16 protein-coding genes are annotated in these 20,373 nt (G+C 44.3%); 8 read left to right on the top strand and 8 right to left on the bottom strand.

From position 1 onward, the window contains the following. Nucleotides 1-62: 62 nt before the first annotated feature. The gene (locus ACSBOP_RS02260; RefSeq protein ID WP_442604343.1) at nucleotides 63-755 is read right to left on the bottom strand and encodes a Crp/Fnr family transcriptional regulator; all 693 of its coding nucleotides are present in this window, start codon (nucleotides 753-755) and stop codon (nucleotides 63-65) included. A gap of 143 nt (nucleotides 756-898) precedes the next feature. Here ACSBOP_RS02260 and ACSBOP_RS02265 point away from each other — a divergent pair, with 143 nt between their 5' ends. The 5 genes from ACSBOP_RS02265 to ACSBOP_RS02285 all read left to right on the top strand — a co-directional run bounded on the left by ACSBOP_RS02265 (nucleotide 899) and on the right by ACSBOP_RS02285 (nucleotide 10,171). Further along, nucleotides 899-2,233 (top strand): phosphodiester glycosidase family protein, encoded by a 1,335-nt coding sequence (locus tag ACSBOP_RS02265; protein ID WP_442602880.1) that lies wholly within the window; start codon nucleotides 899-901, stop codon nucleotides 2,231-2,233. Between the two features lie 182 nt (nucleotides 2,234-2,415). Continuing rightward, nucleotides 2,416-4,281, top strand: coding sequence for a bifunctional metallophosphatase/5'-nucleotidase (locus ACSBOP_RS02270; protein ID WP_442602881.1), 1,866 nt, complete (start codon nucleotides 2,416-2,418; stop codon nucleotides 4,279-4,281). Between the two features lie 212 nt (nucleotides 4,282-4,493). Continuing rightward, nucleotides 4,494-5,765, top strand: a complete 1,272-nt coding sequence (locus ACSBOP_RS02275; protein WP_442602882.1) for an S-layer homology domain-containing protein — start codon at nucleotides 4,494-4,496, stop codon at nucleotides 5,763-5,765. Nucleotides 5,766-5,773: 8 nt separating this feature from the next. Then, nucleotides 5,774-9,163, top strand: a complete 3,390-nt coding sequence (locus ACSBOP_RS02280; protein WP_442602883.1) for a DUF5704 domain-containing protein — start codon at nucleotides 5,774-5,776, stop codon at nucleotides 9,161-9,163. 195 nt (nucleotides 9,164-9,358) lie between these two features. Further along, nucleotides 9,359-10,171, top strand: coding sequence for a pyruvate, water dikinase regulatory protein (locus ACSBOP_RS02285; protein ID WP_442602884.1), 813 nt, complete (start codon nucleotides 9,359-9,361; stop codon nucleotides 10,169-10,171). Between the two features lie 11 nt (nucleotides 10,172-10,182). On the opposite strand, the gene ACSBOP_RS02290 is transcribed toward ACSBOP_RS02285, so the two are convergent. Together ACSBOP_RS02290 and ACSBOP_RS02295 are read right to left on the bottom strand one after the other, a co-directional pair. Continuing rightward, a complete protein-coding gene (locus ACSBOP_RS02290) occupies nucleotides 10,183-10,464 on the bottom strand; it encodes a DUF1294 domain-containing protein (RefSeq protein WP_442602885.1) in 282 nt (93 codons plus the stop codon). Nucleotides 10,465-10,539: 75 nt separating this feature from the next. Beyond that, nucleotides 10,540-11,769, bottom strand: a complete 1,230-nt coding sequence (locus tag ACSBOP_RS02295) for an MFS transporter (protein ID WP_442602886.1) — start codon at nucleotides 11,767-11,769, stop codon at nucleotides 10,540-10,542. A gap of 143 nt (nucleotides 11,770-11,912) precedes the next feature. Between ACSBOP_RS02295 and ACSBOP_RS02300 the strand changes: the two genes are divergently transcribed. Next, nucleotides 11,913-12,524 (top strand): acetate uptake transporter, encoded by a 612-nt coding sequence (locus tag ACSBOP_RS02300; RefSeq protein ID WP_442602887.1) that lies wholly within the window; start codon nucleotides 11,913-11,915, stop codon nucleotides 12,522-12,524. Between the two features lie 124 nt (nucleotides 12,525-12,648). Here ACSBOP_RS02300 and ACSBOP_RS02305 read toward each other — a convergent pair whose 3' ends face one another. After that, complete coding sequence (locus ACSBOP_RS02305) at nucleotides 12,649-12,954, bottom strand: hypothetical protein (RefSeq protein ID WP_442604344.1); 306 nt, start codon at nucleotides 12,952-12,954, stop codon at nucleotides 12,649-12,651. Between the two features lie 102 nt (nucleotides 12,955-13,056). Here ACSBOP_RS02305 and ACSBOP_RS02310 point away from each other — a divergent pair, with 102 nt between their 5' ends. Both ACSBOP_RS02310 and ACSBOP_RS02315 read left to right on the top strand, forming a co-directional pair. Then, nucleotides 13,057-14,004, top strand: coding sequence for an MBL fold metallo-hydrolase (locus tag ACSBOP_RS02310; RefSeq protein ID WP_442602888.1), 948 nt, complete (start codon nucleotides 13,057-13,059; stop codon nucleotides 14,002-14,004). A 75-nt stretch (nucleotides 14,005-14,079) separates the two neighbouring features. After that, nucleotides 14,080-15,339 carry a M48 family metallopeptidase gene (locus tag ACSBOP_RS02315; protein WP_442602889.1) on the top strand — a complete coding sequence of 420 codons (1,260 nt, stop codon included), beginning with the start codon at nucleotides 14,080-14,082 and terminating at the stop codon, nucleotides 15,337-15,339. On the opposite strand, the gene ACSBOP_RS02320 is transcribed toward ACSBOP_RS02315, so the two are convergent. The 4 genes from ACSBOP_RS02320 to ACSBOP_RS02335 form a co-directional block, all read right to left on the bottom strand. Next, nucleotides 15,315-16,025: a DUF421 domain-containing protein gene (locus ACSBOP_RS02320; protein ID WP_442604345.1), complete on the bottom strand. Its 711-nt coding sequence runs from the start codon at nucleotides 16,023-16,025 to the stop codon at nucleotides 15,315-15,317. The two genes, ACSBOP_RS02315 and ACSBOP_RS02320, sit on opposite strands and share 25 nt — an antisense overlap. Before the next feature lie 128 nt (nucleotides 16,026-16,153). Beyond that, nucleotides 16,154-17,320: a conserved virulence factor C family protein gene (locus ACSBOP_RS02325; protein ID WP_442602890.1), complete on the bottom strand. Its 1,167-nt coding sequence runs from the start codon at nucleotides 17,318-17,320 to the stop codon at nucleotides 16,154-16,156. An 85-nt stretch (nucleotides 17,321-17,405) separates the two neighbouring features. Further along, nucleotides 17,406-17,993 carry a guanylate kinase gene (locus ACSBOP_RS02330; RefSeq protein WP_442602891.1) on the bottom strand — a complete coding sequence of 196 codons (588 nt, stop codon included), beginning with the start codon at nucleotides 17,991-17,993 and terminating at the stop codon, nucleotides 17,406-17,408. Nucleotides 17,994-18,233: 240 nt separating this feature from the next. Further along, nucleotides 18,234-20,207 carry a DEAD/DEAH box helicase gene (locus tag ACSBOP_RS02335; RefSeq protein WP_442602892.1) on the bottom strand — a complete coding sequence of 658 codons (1,974 nt, stop codon included), beginning with the start codon at nucleotides 20,205-20,207 and terminating at the stop codon, nucleotides 18,234-18,236. Nucleotides 20,208-20,373 lie beyond the last annotated feature (166 nt).

The following is a 20,373-nucleotide window of genomic DNA, read 5'->3' on the forward strand; positions in this document are numbered from 1 at the left end:
CAATTTTTGTGAAAATGAATGCTAAGAAAAAGGGAGCAGCCACATAGGCCGACTCCCTTTTTTTAATTCAAGTTATTCAAATACGTACTTAAGGCCACCATGTTAAGAATCGTAATTTTATGGTTCTTCATCGCGATGATGTTTAATTTCTTAAGCTGATTGAGAAAACGGTTGACGGTTTCACGGCTCGTGCTTGCCATGGAGGCGACATCTTGATTGGTAAGGGGAAGATTGATAAGTAGTCCTTCGGGTTGATCCACACCATGCTTGCTGCTTAGACGCTGAAGTACAGATGCCACACGCAAATTGACATCGCCACTACTGAATTCTTGGAGCTTGGTTTGCAGATCACGGATTTTGCGGCTCATCATTTTCATGACTTTGACAGAAATAACCGGGTTATCAACGAGTAGTTGCTCGAATGCTTGAATCGGGATAACCGAAACAATGGACTCTTCCACGGCTTCTGCCGTTGTATGGTAAGGCGATTCATCGAAAAAACCGGAATGAGGGAACATTTCACCCTCCTTAAGAAAGTTTAACGTATGTTCGTTACCAAGCACGTCGACTTTATATATTTTAATAATGCCGTTAATTAGGAAAAAAATACTTGTTCTTGGGTCGCCTTCTTTAAAAAGGTTCGATTTACGAGGGATTGTACAGGTATGCGCGATGTTCGCGAGTTGAAGCAATTCCTGTTCATCGAGCTCGCTAAATACAGGGACAGAAGAGAGCATCGCTTGAAATCGAATCATCTTATTCACAATATGAAATCACCTCAATAGATTATAGATGTATCTTGTTACATTACAAAAACGTGTGAAGAATGTAAAGTTGAAGTATGGTAATATAGGAGAAGGCATTATAAAATTTTCCAATTTAGGGCGGGAGGGATTATATGAATCTCGCAGGGCACAGGATGACCGGCTTTCGTTCTTGGGGTCGCTGGAAACGGTTCTTGTTCGTGATTGCGATTATGATCTTCGTAGGTTCCAATTTGTTGTATTTAACACCTGCGGGGGCCAAGCTTCGTATGTTGTTAGCGGAGACAGCGATAACGACACAACATCGAGATTGGGCATGGTTTTTCGTAGGTGGAGCAAAGCGCGATGAGATGGTGCAAGCTTTATTTGAACTCAGTGATAAAAATGCTGAGCTTCCCCAGGATATGAAAGAAGTAGCGGTAAAAGAAGAAGAAAAACGTCAAGGCGATTTAATCAAAGTTGAAGATATATCCGGCAGTCGTTGGGTCGGGAAAAAGATGTACGTCTATGATCCTAAAGCGATTCGGATCGTTGTACCGAGTAAGCAGGGCGCAGGAGAACGTGTATCGTCCATGGTGCAGCGAACGGGAGCCCTTGCGGGTGTGAATGCAGGTGGATTCATAGACCCAGGTGGATTCGGGAATGGATTTGCGCCGATTGGTGTTGTGATGTCGGGTGGGGAAGTTTTATTTAATGATACAGCAGAGACAACCCCGCAGCATATTGTCGGATTTACGAAAGATGGCGTACTTCTCATTGGGAAATATTCAACCAAAGAATTAAAAGAAAAAGAAGTCACAGAAGCCGTATCCTTCTATCCTCGTATCATTGCCAATGGCCAGCCTTTAAATGTTGACGGTGGAGGCATTCACCCACGAACGGCTGTTGGACAGCGCAAAGATGGTGTTGTGATCTTCGTCGTGATTGACGGTCGCCAAAAGCATAGTGTGGGTGCGACTTATCGTGATGTGCAAGATTTACTTCTTGCTGAAGATTGCGTGAATGCAGGGTTCTTAGACGGAGGTTCTTCAGCAGAATTAGTCTTAGATGGAAAAGTGGCATCGAAACCATCGTCTCCAGATGGTGGTGAAAGACCCCTTCCTACGGCATTCCTTGTATTCGAAAAATCGAGTGATGTGAAAGTGAATAATATCTGGGAAGGACTTAAGAGTATTGATCCAGGAGGTACATATGATCCCGAGAAGTCTTGGTACAATAAGAACAAATCTCCATCACCAAGTCCAAGTACAAAGCCAGGAACATCGCCATCTCCAGGTAAAAATTCACCAGGAACTAGTCCGTCGCCAGGTAGCAGTGTGAAGCCAGGTTCTAACTCACCACAACCTACTAAATCACCTGGAGCTTCGAAGTCTCCAGATCCGCAAAGCTCGAAGCAGCCTGAGAATCCGACTTCGAAACCTTCACCGAATCAGGCAAAACCAGAGACAAGTAAAAAACCAGATTCGTAGGCTACTCCTTGCAATTATTATAAGAGATTCCAGCTTATGATAGATTATCAAAAGATTTTATGAATTTTAACAACTTCCACACAAATTCACTAGATTATCGGTTAGAATAGGGATGTTGCTATATTTAAGTGATATAGAACCATTTTTTCTTGCCATAGTTAAAATTGAGAGGGGTATTTCAATTGAAAAGAAAACTTAGTGTCTTGATTTCTGCAGGTGTGCTTGCATCAGCGCTTGCTGTTGGTAGCGTAAGTGCAGCACCTCTACAGCCCGTAAAACATTCGGACTGGATGCAAAAGAAAGCAATCGTTGTAGGGGATCAAAGCGGAGATATTGCTTTGAAACGTTCTGTAACATTAGCAGAAGTTGTATCTTTAGTTGCTAGAGTAAATGGTAACACGACGAAAGCAGCTTCCGGTGCACACTGGGCAGCAGGAGCAATTGACGCAAGTCTAGCAGCAGGTGCTATCACAAAAGAAGAATCATTGAAACCTGAGGCAACTCTATCAGCTGGTCGCATTGCTGAAATTTCAGCTAAACTAGGTGTTAAACTTGATTTGACTGGTGACAGCGCCGTAACAAGAGAAGCATTCATCGAGGCGCTTGGTAATGCTGTTACTTCCCATATTACGATTGGACATACGAACGATGTGCATGGACATATCGTTGAGAATAAGAGTAGTAAAGAGTTTGGTTATGCTAAAATGGCAACATTGATTAACGAATGGCGTAAAGAAAACCCGAACTTCTTCTTGCTTGATGCAGGGGATACGTTCCAAGGTGCAATCTATGCGAATCAATTTAAAGGCGAGTCGCTCTTGCCAATTTTGAACCACTTGGCGTATGAGGCGATGGCTGCTGGTAACCATGAGTTTGACTTTGGTGCAGACCAATTGTTGAAACTTCGTGATCAATTGAAATACCCAGTAATCAACGCCAACGTATTTAAACAAGATGGTTCTGAGTTCTTGCAGCCCGTACATTTTGCTGAAATCGGTGGTAAGAAGTTTGCATTCCTTGGATTTGTAACAGAAGAAACGCCAATTCTTACACACCCGGATCATGTAAAAGGTTTAACGGTCAAGAACCCAGTTGAAATTGCTAAGAAAATCGTGCCTGAACTTAAAAAGAAAGCAGACCATGTCGTTGTTGTATCACACGTAGGTGTGGACATCGATGAGCAAATTGCGAAAAATGTTCCTGGCATCGACTTAATCGTTGGCGGACATACACATACACCTTTAAAAGAGCCGAAATTGGTGAACGGTACATACATCGTACAAGATTGGGAGTATGGTAAATCTTTGGGTCGCGCGGACTTGTTCTACTTCAAGAACGAACTTGTTCAATTCTCTGGCGGATTGAAAGAGTACGATGAGAAAGTAGCAGCAGACCCAGCCGTTCAAAAAATGGTGGACGAAGTAGCGAAAAAAATCGACGATGCACTTAACATTGTGATTGCTAAAGCTGAAGTGAACCTGGATGGAGATCGTACACAAGTACGTTATAAAGAAACAAACCTTGGTAACTTAACGGCTGATATTATGCGTGAGCGTACACAATCTATTCCTGGACATGAAGCAGATGTAGCCATCACGAACGGTGGAGGAATCCGTGAAAAAATCGCTGTAGGTGATATCACGAAAAAAGCGCTTCAAACGGTATTCCCATTCCCGAACACTTTAGCTGTTGTTGAAGTGAAAGGTAGCGACCTGAAAGCTGCTCTTGAGAACGGTGTGAGCCAAGTGGAAACAGGTGGCGGACGCTTCCCACAAATCAGTGGTATGTCCTTTACTTACAACCCTGCAAAACCAGCAGGTTCCCGTGTAGTTGAAGTGAAAATCGGCGGTAAAGAGCTTGACTTGAATAAATCCTACAAAGTAGCTACGAACGACTTCATGATCTCTGGTGGCGATGGCTACGAGACATTGAAGCAAAAGAATGCATTAAATACAGGCATAACGCTCTACGACTTGATGGAAGAAGCTATCATTAAAATGAAGACGCTAAATCCGAAGACAGAAGATCGTATTGTTGTTGTGAAATAATAAATGTATACGTAAAAATACTTCGCAAGCAGCGAGTGCCCAGCCTATTCAGGTTGGGCACTTTTTTTCCAATATTAAGGATATAAATAATTTACTAGATTAACCAAATGAGTTAAAATTGGTAGGAACATGCATGGATTAGGAGGATAAATTATTTTTATAAATTTCAGAAGAATGAATATTTTAACGGTGCATATACAAGGGGGCAAATCATGATGAAATCGAAAAAAGGAATATTGCTAGGCACGTCTATGTTAGTGGCAGTAGCTGGTTTTGGACTTATAGGTAATGGGAGTTTGTTGCAGGCTAAGAGTGAAGATACAAGGGTATCTGCAGTGGTTTCAAAAAGTTTTACAGATATACAGTCCCATTGGGCGGAAAAAGATATCGTAAAAGCAGTCGAAAGTGGAATCGCATCGGGTTATGAAGATGGAACATTTCGTCCTGATAACAATGTGACTAGAGCAGAATTTATTAAGTTGATGGCAAGTAGCTTAAAGCTACCTGTTCAAAATGGAGGTTCGAATTGGTATGACCGCTATGTAGAAGCTGCAACTAAAGCAGGATTTTATAAAAATGATTTCACAGTAACGAGCTTAGATGAAGTAATTCCTCGTAAAGAAATGTCGATGTTAGCAGGCAGAGCTGCAGGACTCAAATATGAATATGGTGCTATTGAGGACAAACAATGGATGTGGGAAGCAGCTAAGGTGGGGATTATTCATGGGGAAGGAAATGGCGAGGTATCACCTGATGGATCAACGACAAGAGCGCAAGCAATTGCAATTGTAAACCGAGTAACGGATATCAAAGCAGGGAAGAAGTTGCCGGTTGATAAATATGCGATTTCTGGGGCAGAAATTTACTGGCATAAGACGAATATTATGTCGATGTTGCCAAGGTATTTTTCCAAGATGTCTGTAAAAGGATCGAATAGTAATGAGTATGAAAAATTTCGAGATGATTTAATGTATGTGGAAGAAGCTGATGGGAATTACATTGCGGAGACGGAGAAGTTCGTGGTAATTGACCTAGACGATCCGAATGATCCGAATCGCCATTTAATTCCTGATGGATCTAAACGTTATGATGTATCCAACAGGAAAGTTGTAGATTTACCGACGAATAATGCGTATGTAGTTGTATCTGTCAATAAACTTACTGTGAAGAAAAACGTTGCTAACTTTGACTCAATTATGAGTGCATATGCAAAAATATCGAGTCGTCTAAGCGATGTAAATGATTCGACGAATAGGAGATTTCAACTAGATCCATTGGAAGTTAATGACCCGAATCAATTTTCAAATGGAGTACTGAAAGTAAAGGAAAATTCCATAACCACCTATGTTACAGGTCAAATTTTCCCTAAAGGAAACTATGTATCTGAACCTTTTGGAAAAATCATTTTTAACGTTATTAGCAAATTTAATAGACCAATCCCTGAATTAATGAACACAGGAACTAAATTAGAAATTAATAACTAGGAGGGACTATGAGAAAATATTGTTCTACTTTGCTTGCAATAAGTCTTATCATTGGGTTATTTCCTAGACTAGCTATTGCTGCTGAGCCTGACTATGTTGTTGATCTACAAGTGCCGGATTCTTATGTAATTCAAAAATATAAAGACAATATTATTAGTGGTTATTCTAAGTGGACCTATGATAATATCACCATTCCTGCCCCACCTCCAGGGAAGAATATAACTGAGGTTTCCTTAAGAAATAAAATTACTAAAGAAAAAATAGGGAAGCCACTTTCTAAAGTAGGTGGGAATATATTTAAAGTAGGAGATATCCCAAGTATTAATACGATCGAGGTAACAAACTCGGAAGAGACAAGTGTCGGAGATTTTACATGGTGGCGTGGGGAAAATAATCAAAATGTTTGGATGTATGACTTTGAAGGAAGGCGTATGTTCTATTGGAATAAAGGAGTATATGACCAACCCCAAGCTTCAGGAGCGTTATGGGCAAGCTTACCACGGACAGGTAATGAAACAGATGGAGGGCCATTTCCACCAGACAAATCAAGGTTTGTATCAATTGATTCCGGTGGAGCAAATAAAGGGGATACACCGATTACACGTGGAGATGAAGCATGGGATTATCGGAATCATGATATTAAAACTACTCAATTATCTGATCAAAGTGGATCTATAAAAGTTGATTTAGAAAAACTAAAGGATGTAAAAGTAGATTATGATCCGATAATTGGTGGTTCAAGCTATCCTTCAGTTAAAAAAGTTGTAACGAAACAGCTTGATTTAAAGTCAAAGAAATTACATTTTTGGTACTTGGCGTTATTTGATATTAAGGGGATAGAAATAAGTACCTCCCCGAATAGAAAAATTCAGTTTAACAACAATTGGGAATTGACTTTCTTAGATAAAGTATATGAGTTCCCTCAGATAGAAATTGTCGCATATTATGAAGATGGTGAAGAATGTAAACCTGGAGATCCCGGTTGTGATCCTGGTCCAGATCCAGGCGGCGGAGATTGTTCCGCCACCCTCACTGGTCCCAGCGACGCTTCATCCATGACTGGTGAAGCGAGCGATCCCCAATCCGATGGCGTCATCAAAGCCGACACGCGTCATGCCGAGCAATTCGATGTTCTGCAAGGCATCCCAACCTCAGAAAGCTTATATGCCAACGCCTTTGGACTCGAATATTTGTTCAAGAACAAATTTACGAACAAAAAGGGCAAATATACGTTTAAGGTAACGGTAACCAAAACGTATCACATGACGTGGGAAGAACCTGGTGGTAAGGATAAAGACGGCAAGCCACTACCTCCGGTTAAAAAGGAAGACACGAAGACCGTTAAGAAAGATTACGATATCAATCGAGATTTCTCGTATTGGGTGATCGATAATCTGGAAGTCAATAAGATTGAAAAAGCCACGATGGAGAACTATGCACTAAGTGGAAGTGTCGAACTTACACCAAGCGGTTACACGCCTCCAACAGTAGATGCTAGAAACGCGGATGCCGTATCCGACCATGTTAAGCCTGCATCTTGTAAAAGTGTGGATTTAGGCACGCAGGAGGTATCAGGTAAGACACCACCTTCCGAAGACTTTAAATCGAACGCGGATGGAGCTGTTGGAAAAAACCAAGTGAAGAATGATTTTCTTAACTTTAATGGATCTGTGATCATGGATGATTCAGCGACAGAAACTTCAGCACCTTCACCTAGCCAAATTCCACAACCACAGCGCATTAATGAAAATGTCCTCTACGGAAGTGGGTATGTAATCAGTAAATCGCTTATCAACAAGGCTGACCAGCCTTCAAGTGGGACCATTTATTATAAGCTCATCACACCCGGTAACATTAAGGGCGGGGCCGATAAGAATTTTCCGATCAACAACATCAATACCGTTACGGTACATACCCCAGTTGTTATCTATGCATCCATCTCGGATGATAAAGCACATAATCAGAAGACAGTACCTGCATGGGAGCGATCTGCGACTATTCTGGATCGACCATTCACGGTCTATATGCCGACAGATGGGCAGCATCGCAACATCCCAGGCTATGGAGATCGAGATTATGCGAAGTATGTAAGAGATAAGCAGGTATGGTTCCCTTTTGATGTATATAGTGGGGATAAGTCGATTTTTTACCCGAAGGAGACTTGGATCTCCATACCTGTTACACAAATAGCAACGACTTTTTTTATGCCAGTGTGGGTCGATGAAGGATTCTATGACGTGTTATTCCGTACGATTGCGGAGAACGCACCCGATCCTTTTACAAATGAGCGTCATGCGAACTTGGATCTGATACATCACGTCGCATCAGATGTAATTCCTGTTGATGTAGTTGGTAGACTTTATGATTTTCGAATCACAGACATTGCAGATTTTAATTGGGAAACTGTATTTAGAAAGAAGCAAGGCGATAGCACACATACCGGCAACTACTATTGGACAGGTCCGAATCAGATTGATGGTGATGCGAGAGGGAATCAGGCTCCATTCCTACTGCCAATTCGTCAAGGTAGTCATCCCGAGCAGGGACATCGCAATGTTGCGGTGAAGACGGGGTATACGTTCAAGTTTGATATGAAAACGAAGGGTGACATGTTCCGATTCGGGGATTCGATTCGCGTTACGCCAACCTTTTACTATGTAGATAAGAACGGTCAGAATAAGCAAGAGGTCGATCTGTATTATCATTCGGATGATAAACGTTTTATCCGCATTGGGTCCGTAGACGATGTTCTGAAGAAATACATGGTGCTGGATCAACGGCTGCGTAACATCCCTGCCAGCGAGATCGCAAGATCGTCCAACGCCCTGTGGGAGTTATATGCATCCCTTCAGAATTGGAAAATGGACAAAGCAACCTATGGCGGAGCCTATGCGGATCATGTAAAAGAAAAGACCTATATCGGCGGTTACAATATTGAATTACTGCCTTCGGACGTACGTACTTTCATAGGACAGCAAGCCGTACCACAAGGAGTGAATCCATATCGAGTAAATGCCGCAGAGCAGCAATGGTATGGTGAATACAGCATTCCAGCTGCGGCCTATGTGGTGAAGAAGGGTACGAACATTCCGGATTATGGCATCAAAAATGTACTGGACGAGAAATCACCGATATTCCTGAAAAATGGCTACATCATCGTCAATTTCAATCTAGAGACGATTCAGAACAAGGATCTCAATCATCCTCATCTCCAATATATTCACACGCCAGCGATGCTGCAAACGGATCCGAACCGGAATCAGTGGACCCTAGAAGGGTATCGTCGGAGCTTTACAGATCCATACGGGGTGACGTTTCAACTGCAAGATGGGGACGTGCTGTTCTACCACGCGGACCAATCTTCCTATGATGATTTCCGATCAGGGGGAACACACTAACGCACTACACATAGTCGTACAAGAGGTCATTGGATGAGTCGTCCAGTGACCTTTTTTGTGTAACTGTATAAGACTTTATTCCGAGGTCTGCCAGATGGTTGAACGATCTATAACCTGCCTTTGAATCGTTTTGTTGGCACGAATTATGGTATGATAATTGGATAGTAGACTAGGATTTAAGGAGGTTACACATAGATGAAATTAGATGGACAACCAACGATTACGATTTGTTCGGATTCGGTAGGGGAGACCGCGGAGACGGTGGTAAGAGCGACGATTCGTCAATTTTATAACCATCCCGTTCGTTTACGGAGGATTAGTCATCTTCACCAGGAATCAGACATTCGTATGGCGGTGCAAGAGGTTGCGAGCACAGGCGGTTTTATCGCTTATACACTCGTAGAGCCAGAGCTTCGCAAAGTGATGAAGGAAGAGGCAAGACGCCTTCAGGTGCATGCGGTGGACGTCATGGGCCCGATGATGCAAGCTTTTATCGATACGTTTGGGGACTCCCCAAGCCGTAAGCCAGGTCTGCTGCATACGCTGGATGAAGATTATTTCCGTAGGGTAGAAGCCATTGAATTTACGGTTCGGTGTGATGATGGACGTGAGACGAATGCGATGCCAGAGGCGGATATCGTCTTAATTGGGGTGTCGCGGACATCGAAGACACCCCTGAGTATGTTCTTAGCACATAAAGGCTTTAAAGTAGCTAATCTGCCGCTATTGCCTGAGATGAAACCCCCAGCGGAGTTGTTCCAAGTACCAGGTTCACGAATTGTGTGTCTGACGATGGACTTCGAGCAAATGTTTAAAATAAGAACGGAACGCCTGCGCGCGCTCGGCTTACCTGATGGCTCCAAATATGCGACCAAGCAGCGAATCACGGAAGAATTGGATTTTGCTAAAGAGCTTGCGAAGCAGCTAGGCTGCCCTATTATTAACGTGACCGATAAAGCGATTGAAGAGACAGCGGGTATTATCTTGGAATCGTTTATTATGCTATAAGTCCAAGCTCCTTATCGAATGAGCGTGAATAAATAACCGTATATCCCTACACTTAGCACGAGTAAGAGAGGGATCCCGAGGCGGAAGCTGAGATGCTTGGTTTTGTGACGTTTGCGAATCATCGCAATCTGTGCACCAATGGCACCGCCGCATGCAGCTAGCAGGAATAGCTTTTTCTCAGGAACGCGGCGCTGATGCTTGACCGCACGGCGCTTGTCGTTTGCCATGGTTCCATAACTTACGATATTCATGATGACGAATAGACCGATTAACAAGAGTTGTAGATTGTTCATCCATAACACCCCTCACTTCAAGATTAATGATGTCCATTATATACGATGTGAGGGTGGGTTAGCGATGTTCAAGGTTTATTTCGTAGACGACGTCTGAGTTAATTGCTTGCGCAGCAGTATCGTACAGACAATAGGCGAGCTGCCAATGACAAGAAGTAGAATGCTAATAATAAGCGGATCTGTACGCCAAGACAACACCATTATAAAGACGATAACCCCCAGTATGCGGCCTGCATTTGAAGCAAGTTCTCTTAGAACGATAAACTCCTCCCGTAATCTGACATTTTCATCATTACTGCCAATAAGGTCGAATACGGCTGAGGTAATGGGTAGGGTGTAAAGCGGAATGAATAAAGAAGTCCCGACACCAAAGAGCAGCAGAGTCGTATAATCGATCCGCCAGAAAAAAGGAACAATCAACCCCGCCATACTGATTGCACCGATTCCCATACTTATGCTTCTCCACGTTCTCTTCAAATAACGCCCTACAACCCAAAAGCTCACAAAAGCGACACCTGAAGAAATAAGTGCAAAGTTGCCAAGCTTTTGCTCACTAGAAGTCGCGATATAGACGAGCAGTCCGATTATAAACCCAAACACACCTTCTCTAAACCCTTGTGCCGCGAGCGCTCCACAAATTCTTTTCCAAGGCGTATTCTTATTCTTAAAATGGTCCCAGCTATGTGACCACGCATACACCCCAACTGGCTCACGCTTCGTCAAACAAAAGCTGACGATCACGCCAAGAATAAAGATGCCCATAGAAATGGAGAAAATTAGCGAATACCCCCGCTCATCGGGCATATGTACAATGATGAAACCGGAAATCCATGGCGCAATCATCCCGGATAATGAACCGAGTGCGCCAACCCATCCATTAAACCGATCTCGGTCATCTGGGCTTGTCACCTCAAAGTAGATAACATTATAGGCAACCCAGAATAACCCCGATGCAGCACCTTGCAAAATACCTAGTAACCACACATAGGACACGCTGCTTGTCCCTAGGATCAACACGCATAAATAGAATACCGCAGATGCAGCAACTCCAACTCGCAGACAGTTCATCTTATTCCCTTCCTTGACCCATTTGCCAGCAATCCAGAACGTGAGTGCCATTGTAAGATATGTCATGAGTGTGAACCAGCCGATTACGGTATAATCGTTACTAGCTTTCCACAAGTATACGCCTACGAATGTGCTCGATAGTGCATTGGCGGCAGCGAATAAGCTGTTAAGAATAATGAGCCAGAAGAAAGAACGGTCTTGTTTATTTTTCTTATCATCTTTTTCAAAATATGGCATGTGAACCACCTTTATTTCATCCTTGTGAATTGGACTATATTTCCACTTGTTTCCCAGGTGCAAAACATGTACTATGGTATAGTTTTGTGTCTAATTATTTTGAAAAATACTACGAGATGTACATCATGGAGGAAGATACGTATATGCAGATTCAACCTGTAAAAATTACGAACGCTGACCCGTCAGCGCTTGGATTATTCGGACTAGCGATGGTTACGCTTGTCGCATCCACACAAAAGCTAGGTTTAACAAGTGGTGTGGCATTTATATTGCCTTGGGCAATCTTTTTAGGTGCATTTGCCCAATTGTTTGCCTGCATTAACGATTCCAAACGCAATAATGTATTTGGAACAACTGCATTTGGTGCATTCGCATTTTTCTGGTTCGCAGTAGGTGCCGGTTGGATGATTGAAGCTGGCGTATTCGGTTCTACGCTTGCAGCTGCCGTGGATCATAAACAGCTAGGCGTAGCTTATATCGGGTATTTGATTTTCTCCTTATTCATGACTTTCGGCGCGATGGGTACGAACAAAAACTTGTTTATTATTTTCATCTTTATTGATTTCTTATTCATAGGTTTATCTGCTTACTCCTTTGAGATCGCACCTGAGACTATGAAAACTGTTGCAGGGATCTCGGAGTTATTGATTGCCCTTGCAAGTTTCTACGGTTGTGCAGGCAACGTGCTCAATCAGCATTTTGGAAGATCTGTTATCCCTTTGGGTAAGGCAATCATTCCCGTTACTAAAAAATAATGAAAATAAAAAACAGCGCAGGTCATAGACCTTGCGCTGTTTTTTTAGTGACCAATTGCGAAGTACATGCAATTGGTCTTTTTTTACATTGGATAATAAGTTCTGTATCATTAGAGGTAGGCTATTATTTCGTTTTACGAAGCGATTGAATTTCTTCCATCACAACAGCGGCAAGATCGGAATTATCGAACAGGGATAGAACACCAAGTAAGGTGTCATGCTCGATCTCACCGGCTTCTTCCTTGGGTACGGTTAGCTCCAACATTTCCACAAGTGCAGGGCTTGTCTCCTGATGCGGGTATGCTTTGCGATATACCTCTACAGGGTCGAGATTGTGATTCACGCACCACTGGGCGAACACAAGCGCCATCATGCGCTCATCACGTTCATAGTTTTGGCGAAGCTGCTGTTCCATTTCTTTTTGCGTCATATCCATCATTTATATTCCCCTTTAATTAGCTTGTTTCATGTACCTTTAAACATAGAGCGCAAGCTCATAAATGTCAAACCTACAAAGAGGCGGTTGTTACTTATGGCAAGAGAACGTTATGAGAATTTAGATGGTGTCCCAATGTCTAATTCATTCGGACAATTGATGAAATGGCGTCAGGAACGTCGGAAGAAAGTAAAGGATTTCTCATTCGCAGTCGCGGCATGCCCGAATAAAGAAGTTGCGTATCTCGGAGCTAATCGGACGGTAACGACCGTGACGTGGATCGGGCATTCTACATTTCTCATTCAGCATGGCGGATTAAATATCATAACTGACCCTGTCTGGGCAGGGAGTATGGCGCTTACGAAGCGACTTGCACCACCGGGACTTACGTTGGATGAACTGCCTGCCATTGATGTGATTCTACTCTCTCATTCCCATTATGATCACATGCATGTAGCGTCGCTACGAGCGATTGAGCGCAAACATCATCCGCTCTTGCTAGTACCAAAAGGCTTGAAGGTGAAGATGGTGCGTAAGGGATTTGCGAATGTGCAAGAGTTGGCTTGGTGGGAGCAGACGGCTGTAAAAGGAGTAGAAATTCATTTTGTCCCGACCCAGCATTGGACAAAACGTACCCTACTTGATACGAATACATCCCAATGGGGTGGTTATATAATTCGGACATCGGCAGATGATCCGCGTACGGTTTATTTTGCAGGAGATAGTGGTTATTTCCGTGGATTCAAAATGATTGGTGAGCGCTACAACATCCACACCGCATTAATTCCGATTGGAGCCTATGAACCAGAATGGTTCATGAAGGCGCAGCACGTTAACCCAGAGCAGGCGGTTCAGGCTTTCCTAGACGTTGGAGCGGAGCAGTTCATTCCGATGCACTATGGCGCATTCCGTCTAGCAGATGATACACCTAAGGAAGCGCTGGATCGGCTGAAAGCCGAATGGGATAAGCAGGGATTAGCGAAGGAACGACTGCATATTCTTTTACATGGAGAGACATTGGGAATGGAGCAGGGAAACGTATAGTGCTAATGTGCACAAGCTGTACATAGATATGAGGGAAAAGTTTAAGCGGATAGAAAGTAGGAGGTGGCGGTCGTCATGAGGAAGTTTTGGGTCTATTATATCGGACTGCTTGTTGGATATGGGACCATAGTCGCTTGGTATGTGTGGAAGGGGAACTTTTTTGGCGTAGACGCCAGTTTCTCCGGTACGCTGATTGATCCGCATACCTTTATGACAAATGATCAAATTCACCGTGCAGAGATGATGTCGAGGCTGGGAACGTGGTACTTTTTTGTACAACCTTTTTTGATGATTGGGGTATTAATTGGGTTGTTCCGATTTTCAACTGGTCTTCGGACGCTTATCGAAAAATGGTTCCGCTCACCGTTCCTGCAGTTTCCTGCATATGTGCTCTTTTTCTCGCTGGCGCTTACGCTTATTTTCGTTCCACTCCAATATGCTTTCCATCTCTTCAGCCGCACGTACGGGGTGTCTAAAGAATCTACAGCCATGTGGATCACGGATTTAATCAAGAGCTTTTGGTTGGAATGGCTTGGAACTGCATTTGTATTCGGCATTATTTACATTCTGCTGCGTAAAGTCCGTAAACGTGCGTGGCTCTGGATGTGGATCATTACGATCCCACTTACACTATTTGCAACATTTTTGCAGCCCGTTGTGATCGATCCACTCTTTCATACGTTTCAACCTCTTCAAAATGGGGAGCTTAAACAAAATATTTTACAATTGGCCAATCAAGCGCATATTCCGGCTAATGATGTGTACCAAGTGAACATGTCGGAGCGGACGGGCGGTATTAATGCGTATGTGAACGGAATCGGTTCAAATGCACGAATTGTGCTCTGGGATACGACACTTGAGAAACTGCGGACAGACGAAATTTTGACGATTATGGCACATGAAATGGGACATTACGTGGAGAAACACATTTACTGGGGGCTTGCATTTGGATTGATATCGAGTCTTGTGGTGATTGGCGGGGGCTTCTGGCTGTTTACCTGGGCGATAGGAAAGTGGGGCAGCCGATTCGAGATGCGAGGTCGGGGGGACTTTGCTGCGTATCCGATGCTGCTGGTTATCATTACTGTACTGAGCTTTGTGTCAAGTCCGATTCAGAATGGATTTTCTCGGATTTTGGAGCACAGGGCTGATGTGTATGCAATGCAACTGACACATGATGGCGATGCTGCAATCCGTGCTTTTCAGAAAATTGCTAAGGAATCACTTGCTCCTGTGACAGAGCCAACTCTCGTACAGTGGTTTACCGGCTCACATCCGACGATTGAGGAAAGAATGGTTTATTTTCGAACTTATTCCTCATCCATCGGCGATTGAAGATGATCGTCGTACGTATCGATGTATAACTGCTTGTTACCGCCAAGCACTGCGTAGGTGACGTCCTTCACTTCCAAGTGGTGTTTCATTAATTGCTTGTTGAGCCAATCGGGAGTAAGGTTATTCTGGGATAAGTTCTTATCAATGACTGTACCGTCCATAATGAGCTCGATCGGTAGTTTTTTCTCGGTTGGTGAAGCGATCCATAGATCTTTGCGGGTGACAGTCCGATACTCTGGTTTCTTTAATACGGTTAATATACCATTGATTTCTAATATGGCATACAGTACCTCATTAATATTGAAAATATCGCGCTCACGCAGCTCCTGATTCAAGGAATCCAGGGTGTAGCGCATTTTCCGCATGTTTTTTTCTAGTATTTTACCATTTTGAATAATGATTGTAGGGTCGCCTGCTAATAGCTTCCGAAACTTTCGGCTTTTGAGGGCAATTTGCGCGACGATTAGGATGATAGCGGCGAACAGTAAAAGGGAGAAGGCCAAGTGAAGCACTTTGTATGTAGTATTAAACACGATATTTGCCGTAATCACGACGAGTGTAATCGAGGATATAAAATCAAAATACGTCATTTGCGCTAATGTTTGCTTCCCTAAAACGCGTGAGGTGAGCATCAGAATTGTAAAAGCACATAGGGCGCGAAGCGTAATTTCCAAGTAAATGTTCATCATATTCCTCCGATAACGAGATAGGTTTAAGTAGTAAGATAACCTCTATCATTGTTACCACGTTGGAGTGAAAACAAACCCCCTCTTCTCTTTGTTCACAAGGTAAGAGGGGGTTATTTTGGAACAGATTATACTTCGTTGTTATTTGCACTTTGACGTCTTGTCATTTGCTGCCATACCGTGCCTTCGGCTTCTTGTCCGCTTTCGATGCGCTCAAGTGCGATATTCGCTTGCATGCGAACTTCAAATTCCACGTCTTCTGCTGCTTGGCGCAGTGCTTCTAGAGCTGTTTCATCGCCTACTTCGTATAAGAATCGAGCTGCACGCCAGCGAACGAGCTTGTTGTCATCTTGCAGGGCTCCGATCATGGCTGGAATGGCGGCTGGATCGCCGATATCGGATAATGAATCGCCTGCTGTGCGGCGAAGAACAGGAGAGCGATCTTGCAGCATTTCATATAGATGCGGCAGCACGGCTGGGTCTTTAATTTGACTTAACAAGACCATCGCCAGACGACGAATAGACGTTTGCTCATCTTGAAGAAGTTGGACAAGTGTCGACATCGATTCAGGTGATGGATCGATGGAGTCTAACGCTGCATAGCGCTTTTTCCAATCTTCATGTTGAAGTTGTGTTTGGATTTCTTCCGGTGTTAATTTGCGTTTCACAATCTTGCTTTCCTCAGACAGAGCTGCGTATTCGGCCACACTTTGTGCAGCTTGCTGCATCAACAACTTTAATGTCTCATCGTCGTAAGATGCATCGACCTCTTGAACAATGGTTTCTAGCACTTCGTTTAGTTCACCATAACGTGTGCCAAACTCGTCGAGATGACGCTCTTTCAATAAGCTGGGGGAGGCAGCGGTAGCTTGCATTGCAGCATCATTAAATCGTTGTGGCATAGCTGCTCGAACTTCCTCTGCTCCAGCACGAACCCGTACTTGCAGAGGGATGCCGCGGAATTTTTGAAGGAATACTTGTACTTCGCCCCATGCATCGGTACTAGCATCCACAGTTTGCACTTGAGCCCTTTGATCTTGATTGCCGAACACCTCTCTGGCTGCGGCTAAGATGAGCTGCCAGTCTCCTTTTGGCTTACGATCTAGCGCGATGAAATCTGCGGCCAGAAACACACTCTTCACATCAGGAATTTGAAGGAGTTGCTGCACATATTCGGGTGCGCGAGATGCATTGTCTTTGTCATATGTCATTCGAACGCCATTAGGCTGTGATTGATCCATCGTTAATTTCATGGAGTTAGGACTTGGCGTCGGTTCAATTGAAATGATCTTCATCGGATAAAATCCTCCTTAATCGTACAGGCGATGCTCGCAAAAATAAAAATAACCCCAAACGCTCAGCGTTTAGGGCTAGAATGAATCAGTCCAAATCGACTAGGTTGCGATTTAAGTAATTGTCTAAAGTTTTGGTAAGGTCAAAAACCGTATGGGCGAGATCAACATTCTCAAAGAAATGCTCGCACTGACTGCGATAAGACACTTCTTCATCATAATGAGACATGTAACGCTCGATATCAGTGTCAGATTCCCCATTTTCTTTCATACGCTGTAATAACGTTTTGCGGTCTACATAGATCAAGATCCGGACGAGTTTATCGCCGTACAATTCTTTTAATGTAGAAGCTCCGGCTGAGTTCAGGATCAGGAACGCGCTTCCACGCTCTCGCAGCATCGTAGCAACATCTTGGCTTTTTACACCGTAAAAATGATTGTCAATCTGTTTGACCTCAAGAAACTCATCGTTATTTTGCGCGTTTGCAAATTCGACAGGGGAGATGAATCGGTAGTCTTGACCCTCTACCTCCGTTTGGCGGGGCGGTCTAGTCGTATAGGATAACACCTGCTTAACGCCTAGTGTGGCACCAGACATTTCGGCTACTGTTTTGCGACCTGCACCATGGGGGCCCGTGAATACGAATAGTATTTCGTCATCTTTCAATCTGTACATAGAATGAACACTCCCTTCTTTGGAAAACCTCGTTGGGATAAATACTTGTGTCTTCGAGTCTCAACAGTCCAGCAATGGGTCAATGTTATTCTTTATTGTAGTTTATTTTATATGCGAATGCCAGTAATAAACATTCCGAGCGTTGATCTTTTTATATAATTACTGAATTTTTAATAAAAAAATGACATTGATGAAATATGATCCATCAATGTCATTCGGGTATCCTATCGTGCATTTAAATTAACGTTTACGGCTACCGCCTTGCTTGCGTCCGCCACCAAAGCTACTGCGTGCGCTGCCGCGACCATCACGTTGCTGCGCCTCGCCGCGGCCACCGAACCCGCCGCGCGTCGCACCGCGCTCAGCGGCATCGCGCGCCCCGCGTTGCTGCGCCTCGCCGCGACCACCAAACCCGCCGCGCGCCGTACCGCGCTCAGCACCATCGCGTCCATCGCGTTGCTGCGCCTCGCCGCGGCCACCAAACCCGCCGCGCGCCGTACCGCGCTCAGCACCATCACGCCCGCCGCGTTGCTGCGCCTCACCGCGACCACCAAACCCGCCGCGCGCCGCACCGCGCTCAGCACCATCGCGCCCGCCGCGTTGCTGCGCCTCGCCGCGGCCACCAAACCCGCCGCGCGCCGTACCGCGTGTATCGCTGTCGCGACCTTCCCAGCGCTGTGAACCGCCATCGCGTCCGCCACGCTTCGCTTGCGCTCCACCGCGTGTATTGCCACCACGCTCACTAGACCCCTCACGTTCAGCTCGAACACTGCGTGTAGCTACGCGATCTGCACTGTTGCGTGCTGCACGTTGTGCGGAACGCTCTACACGTTCGATGATACGCTCAGCTTCGCTTTCAGTGCTGCGGCGCCATGGACCTTGTGGCACCTCAGACTCACCATCACTGCTGCCGGAACGTTGTCCACGTTTGAGCACGTTGCGTTGGTACTCACTGCGTGTCTTACGTCCGCTATCACGTCCACCACGATCGTTCCCCGTAAAGCGACTGTTTCCACGGTCACTACGGGATTTCCCTGCGTTACGTCCTTGTGAAGTCGTATAGGACACTTCATCTTGACGCTCATTTGATTTTGTACTTGTGTACTGTCCGCGTTGCTTTTTAATCGAATGTCCTAATGTACGTTCAATCAATTCCAAGCTATTGCGATCTCTTGCTGTCGCAAATGTAATCGCAGTTCCGCGCTCTCCAGCACGACCTGTACGACCAATACGGTGAATGTAGCTCTCTGCATCAGGTGTGATGTCATAGTTGAACACATGTGTAACACCTTCCACATCAATACCACGTGCAGCAACGTCCGTTGCAATCAGAATTTGGATTTTCGCTTCGCGGAAACGTTTCATTACACCTTCACGTTTCGCTTGGCTTAGATCCCCATGCAGCTCATCCGAAGAGAAGCCACGTTCTTGTAAGGCTTCATTAAGAGCAGCAGCACGGCGCTTTGTACGGCAGAATACAACCGCCAAGAATGGTTTTAGATCAATTAGCATTTGGCAGAGTGTATCTTCCTTCGCGCGATCCGTAGTCTCGACAACAATTTGTTCGATTTCTTTGATTGTCACTTGTTTCGGCTCAATCCGAATTTCTTTTGGCTCACGCATATATTGCAACGCTAGTCCCCGAATTGCATTTGGCATCGTTGCAGAGAATAGCATCGTTTGACGGCGATAAGGTGTTGCTTGAATGATTTCTTCTACTTCTTTCAAAAAGCCCATGTGCAGCATTTGATCCGCTTCATCAAGAACAAGCATCTTAATTTGGCTAAGATCGACAGAGCCACGGCGCATGTGATCAAGCAGGCGCCCAGGTGTTGCTACAACCATGTGAATGTTGCCTTTTAACTTGTGAAGTTGTTTTTCAACATCTTGTCCACCATATGCAGCTAACACGCCGACACCCATTGTGGGTGCGAGTTTATTCATTTCGGCTGTAATTTGGATGGCTAACTCGCGAGTTGGAGTTAAGATCAATCCTTGAATCGCAGCATTCTCCGTCCGAATCCGTTCAAGCATCGGTAGTGCAAAAGCAAGTGTTTTACCCGTACCTGTCTGAGCTTGCGCAATAACATCACCGCCAGCTAGAGTAGGGGGGATCGCTTCTTTTTGTATTGGAGTAGGGTCTGTTATTCCATTTTTTGAGAGTACATTTACGAGCTCTGTACGTACGCCTAAATCGGCAAAATTCAATGTCATTTGGTTAAAAGTCTCCTTTTTCTCTACGATCAAATCCGTAATCGGAATATCTAATTATAACCTTTCACAGCAAAACCGCAAAAAATACTTGAATTGAGCGTTTTACTTTACATTTCTTCATTAATATAGAAAAAAACCTTGTAATAAATTTCGCATGTGATTGACT

Source organism: Paenibacillus sp. KN14-4R (assembly GCF_052180255.1).
Taxonomy (GTDB): Bacteria; Bacillota; Bacilli; order Paenibacillales; family NBRC-103111; genus Paenibacillus_AM.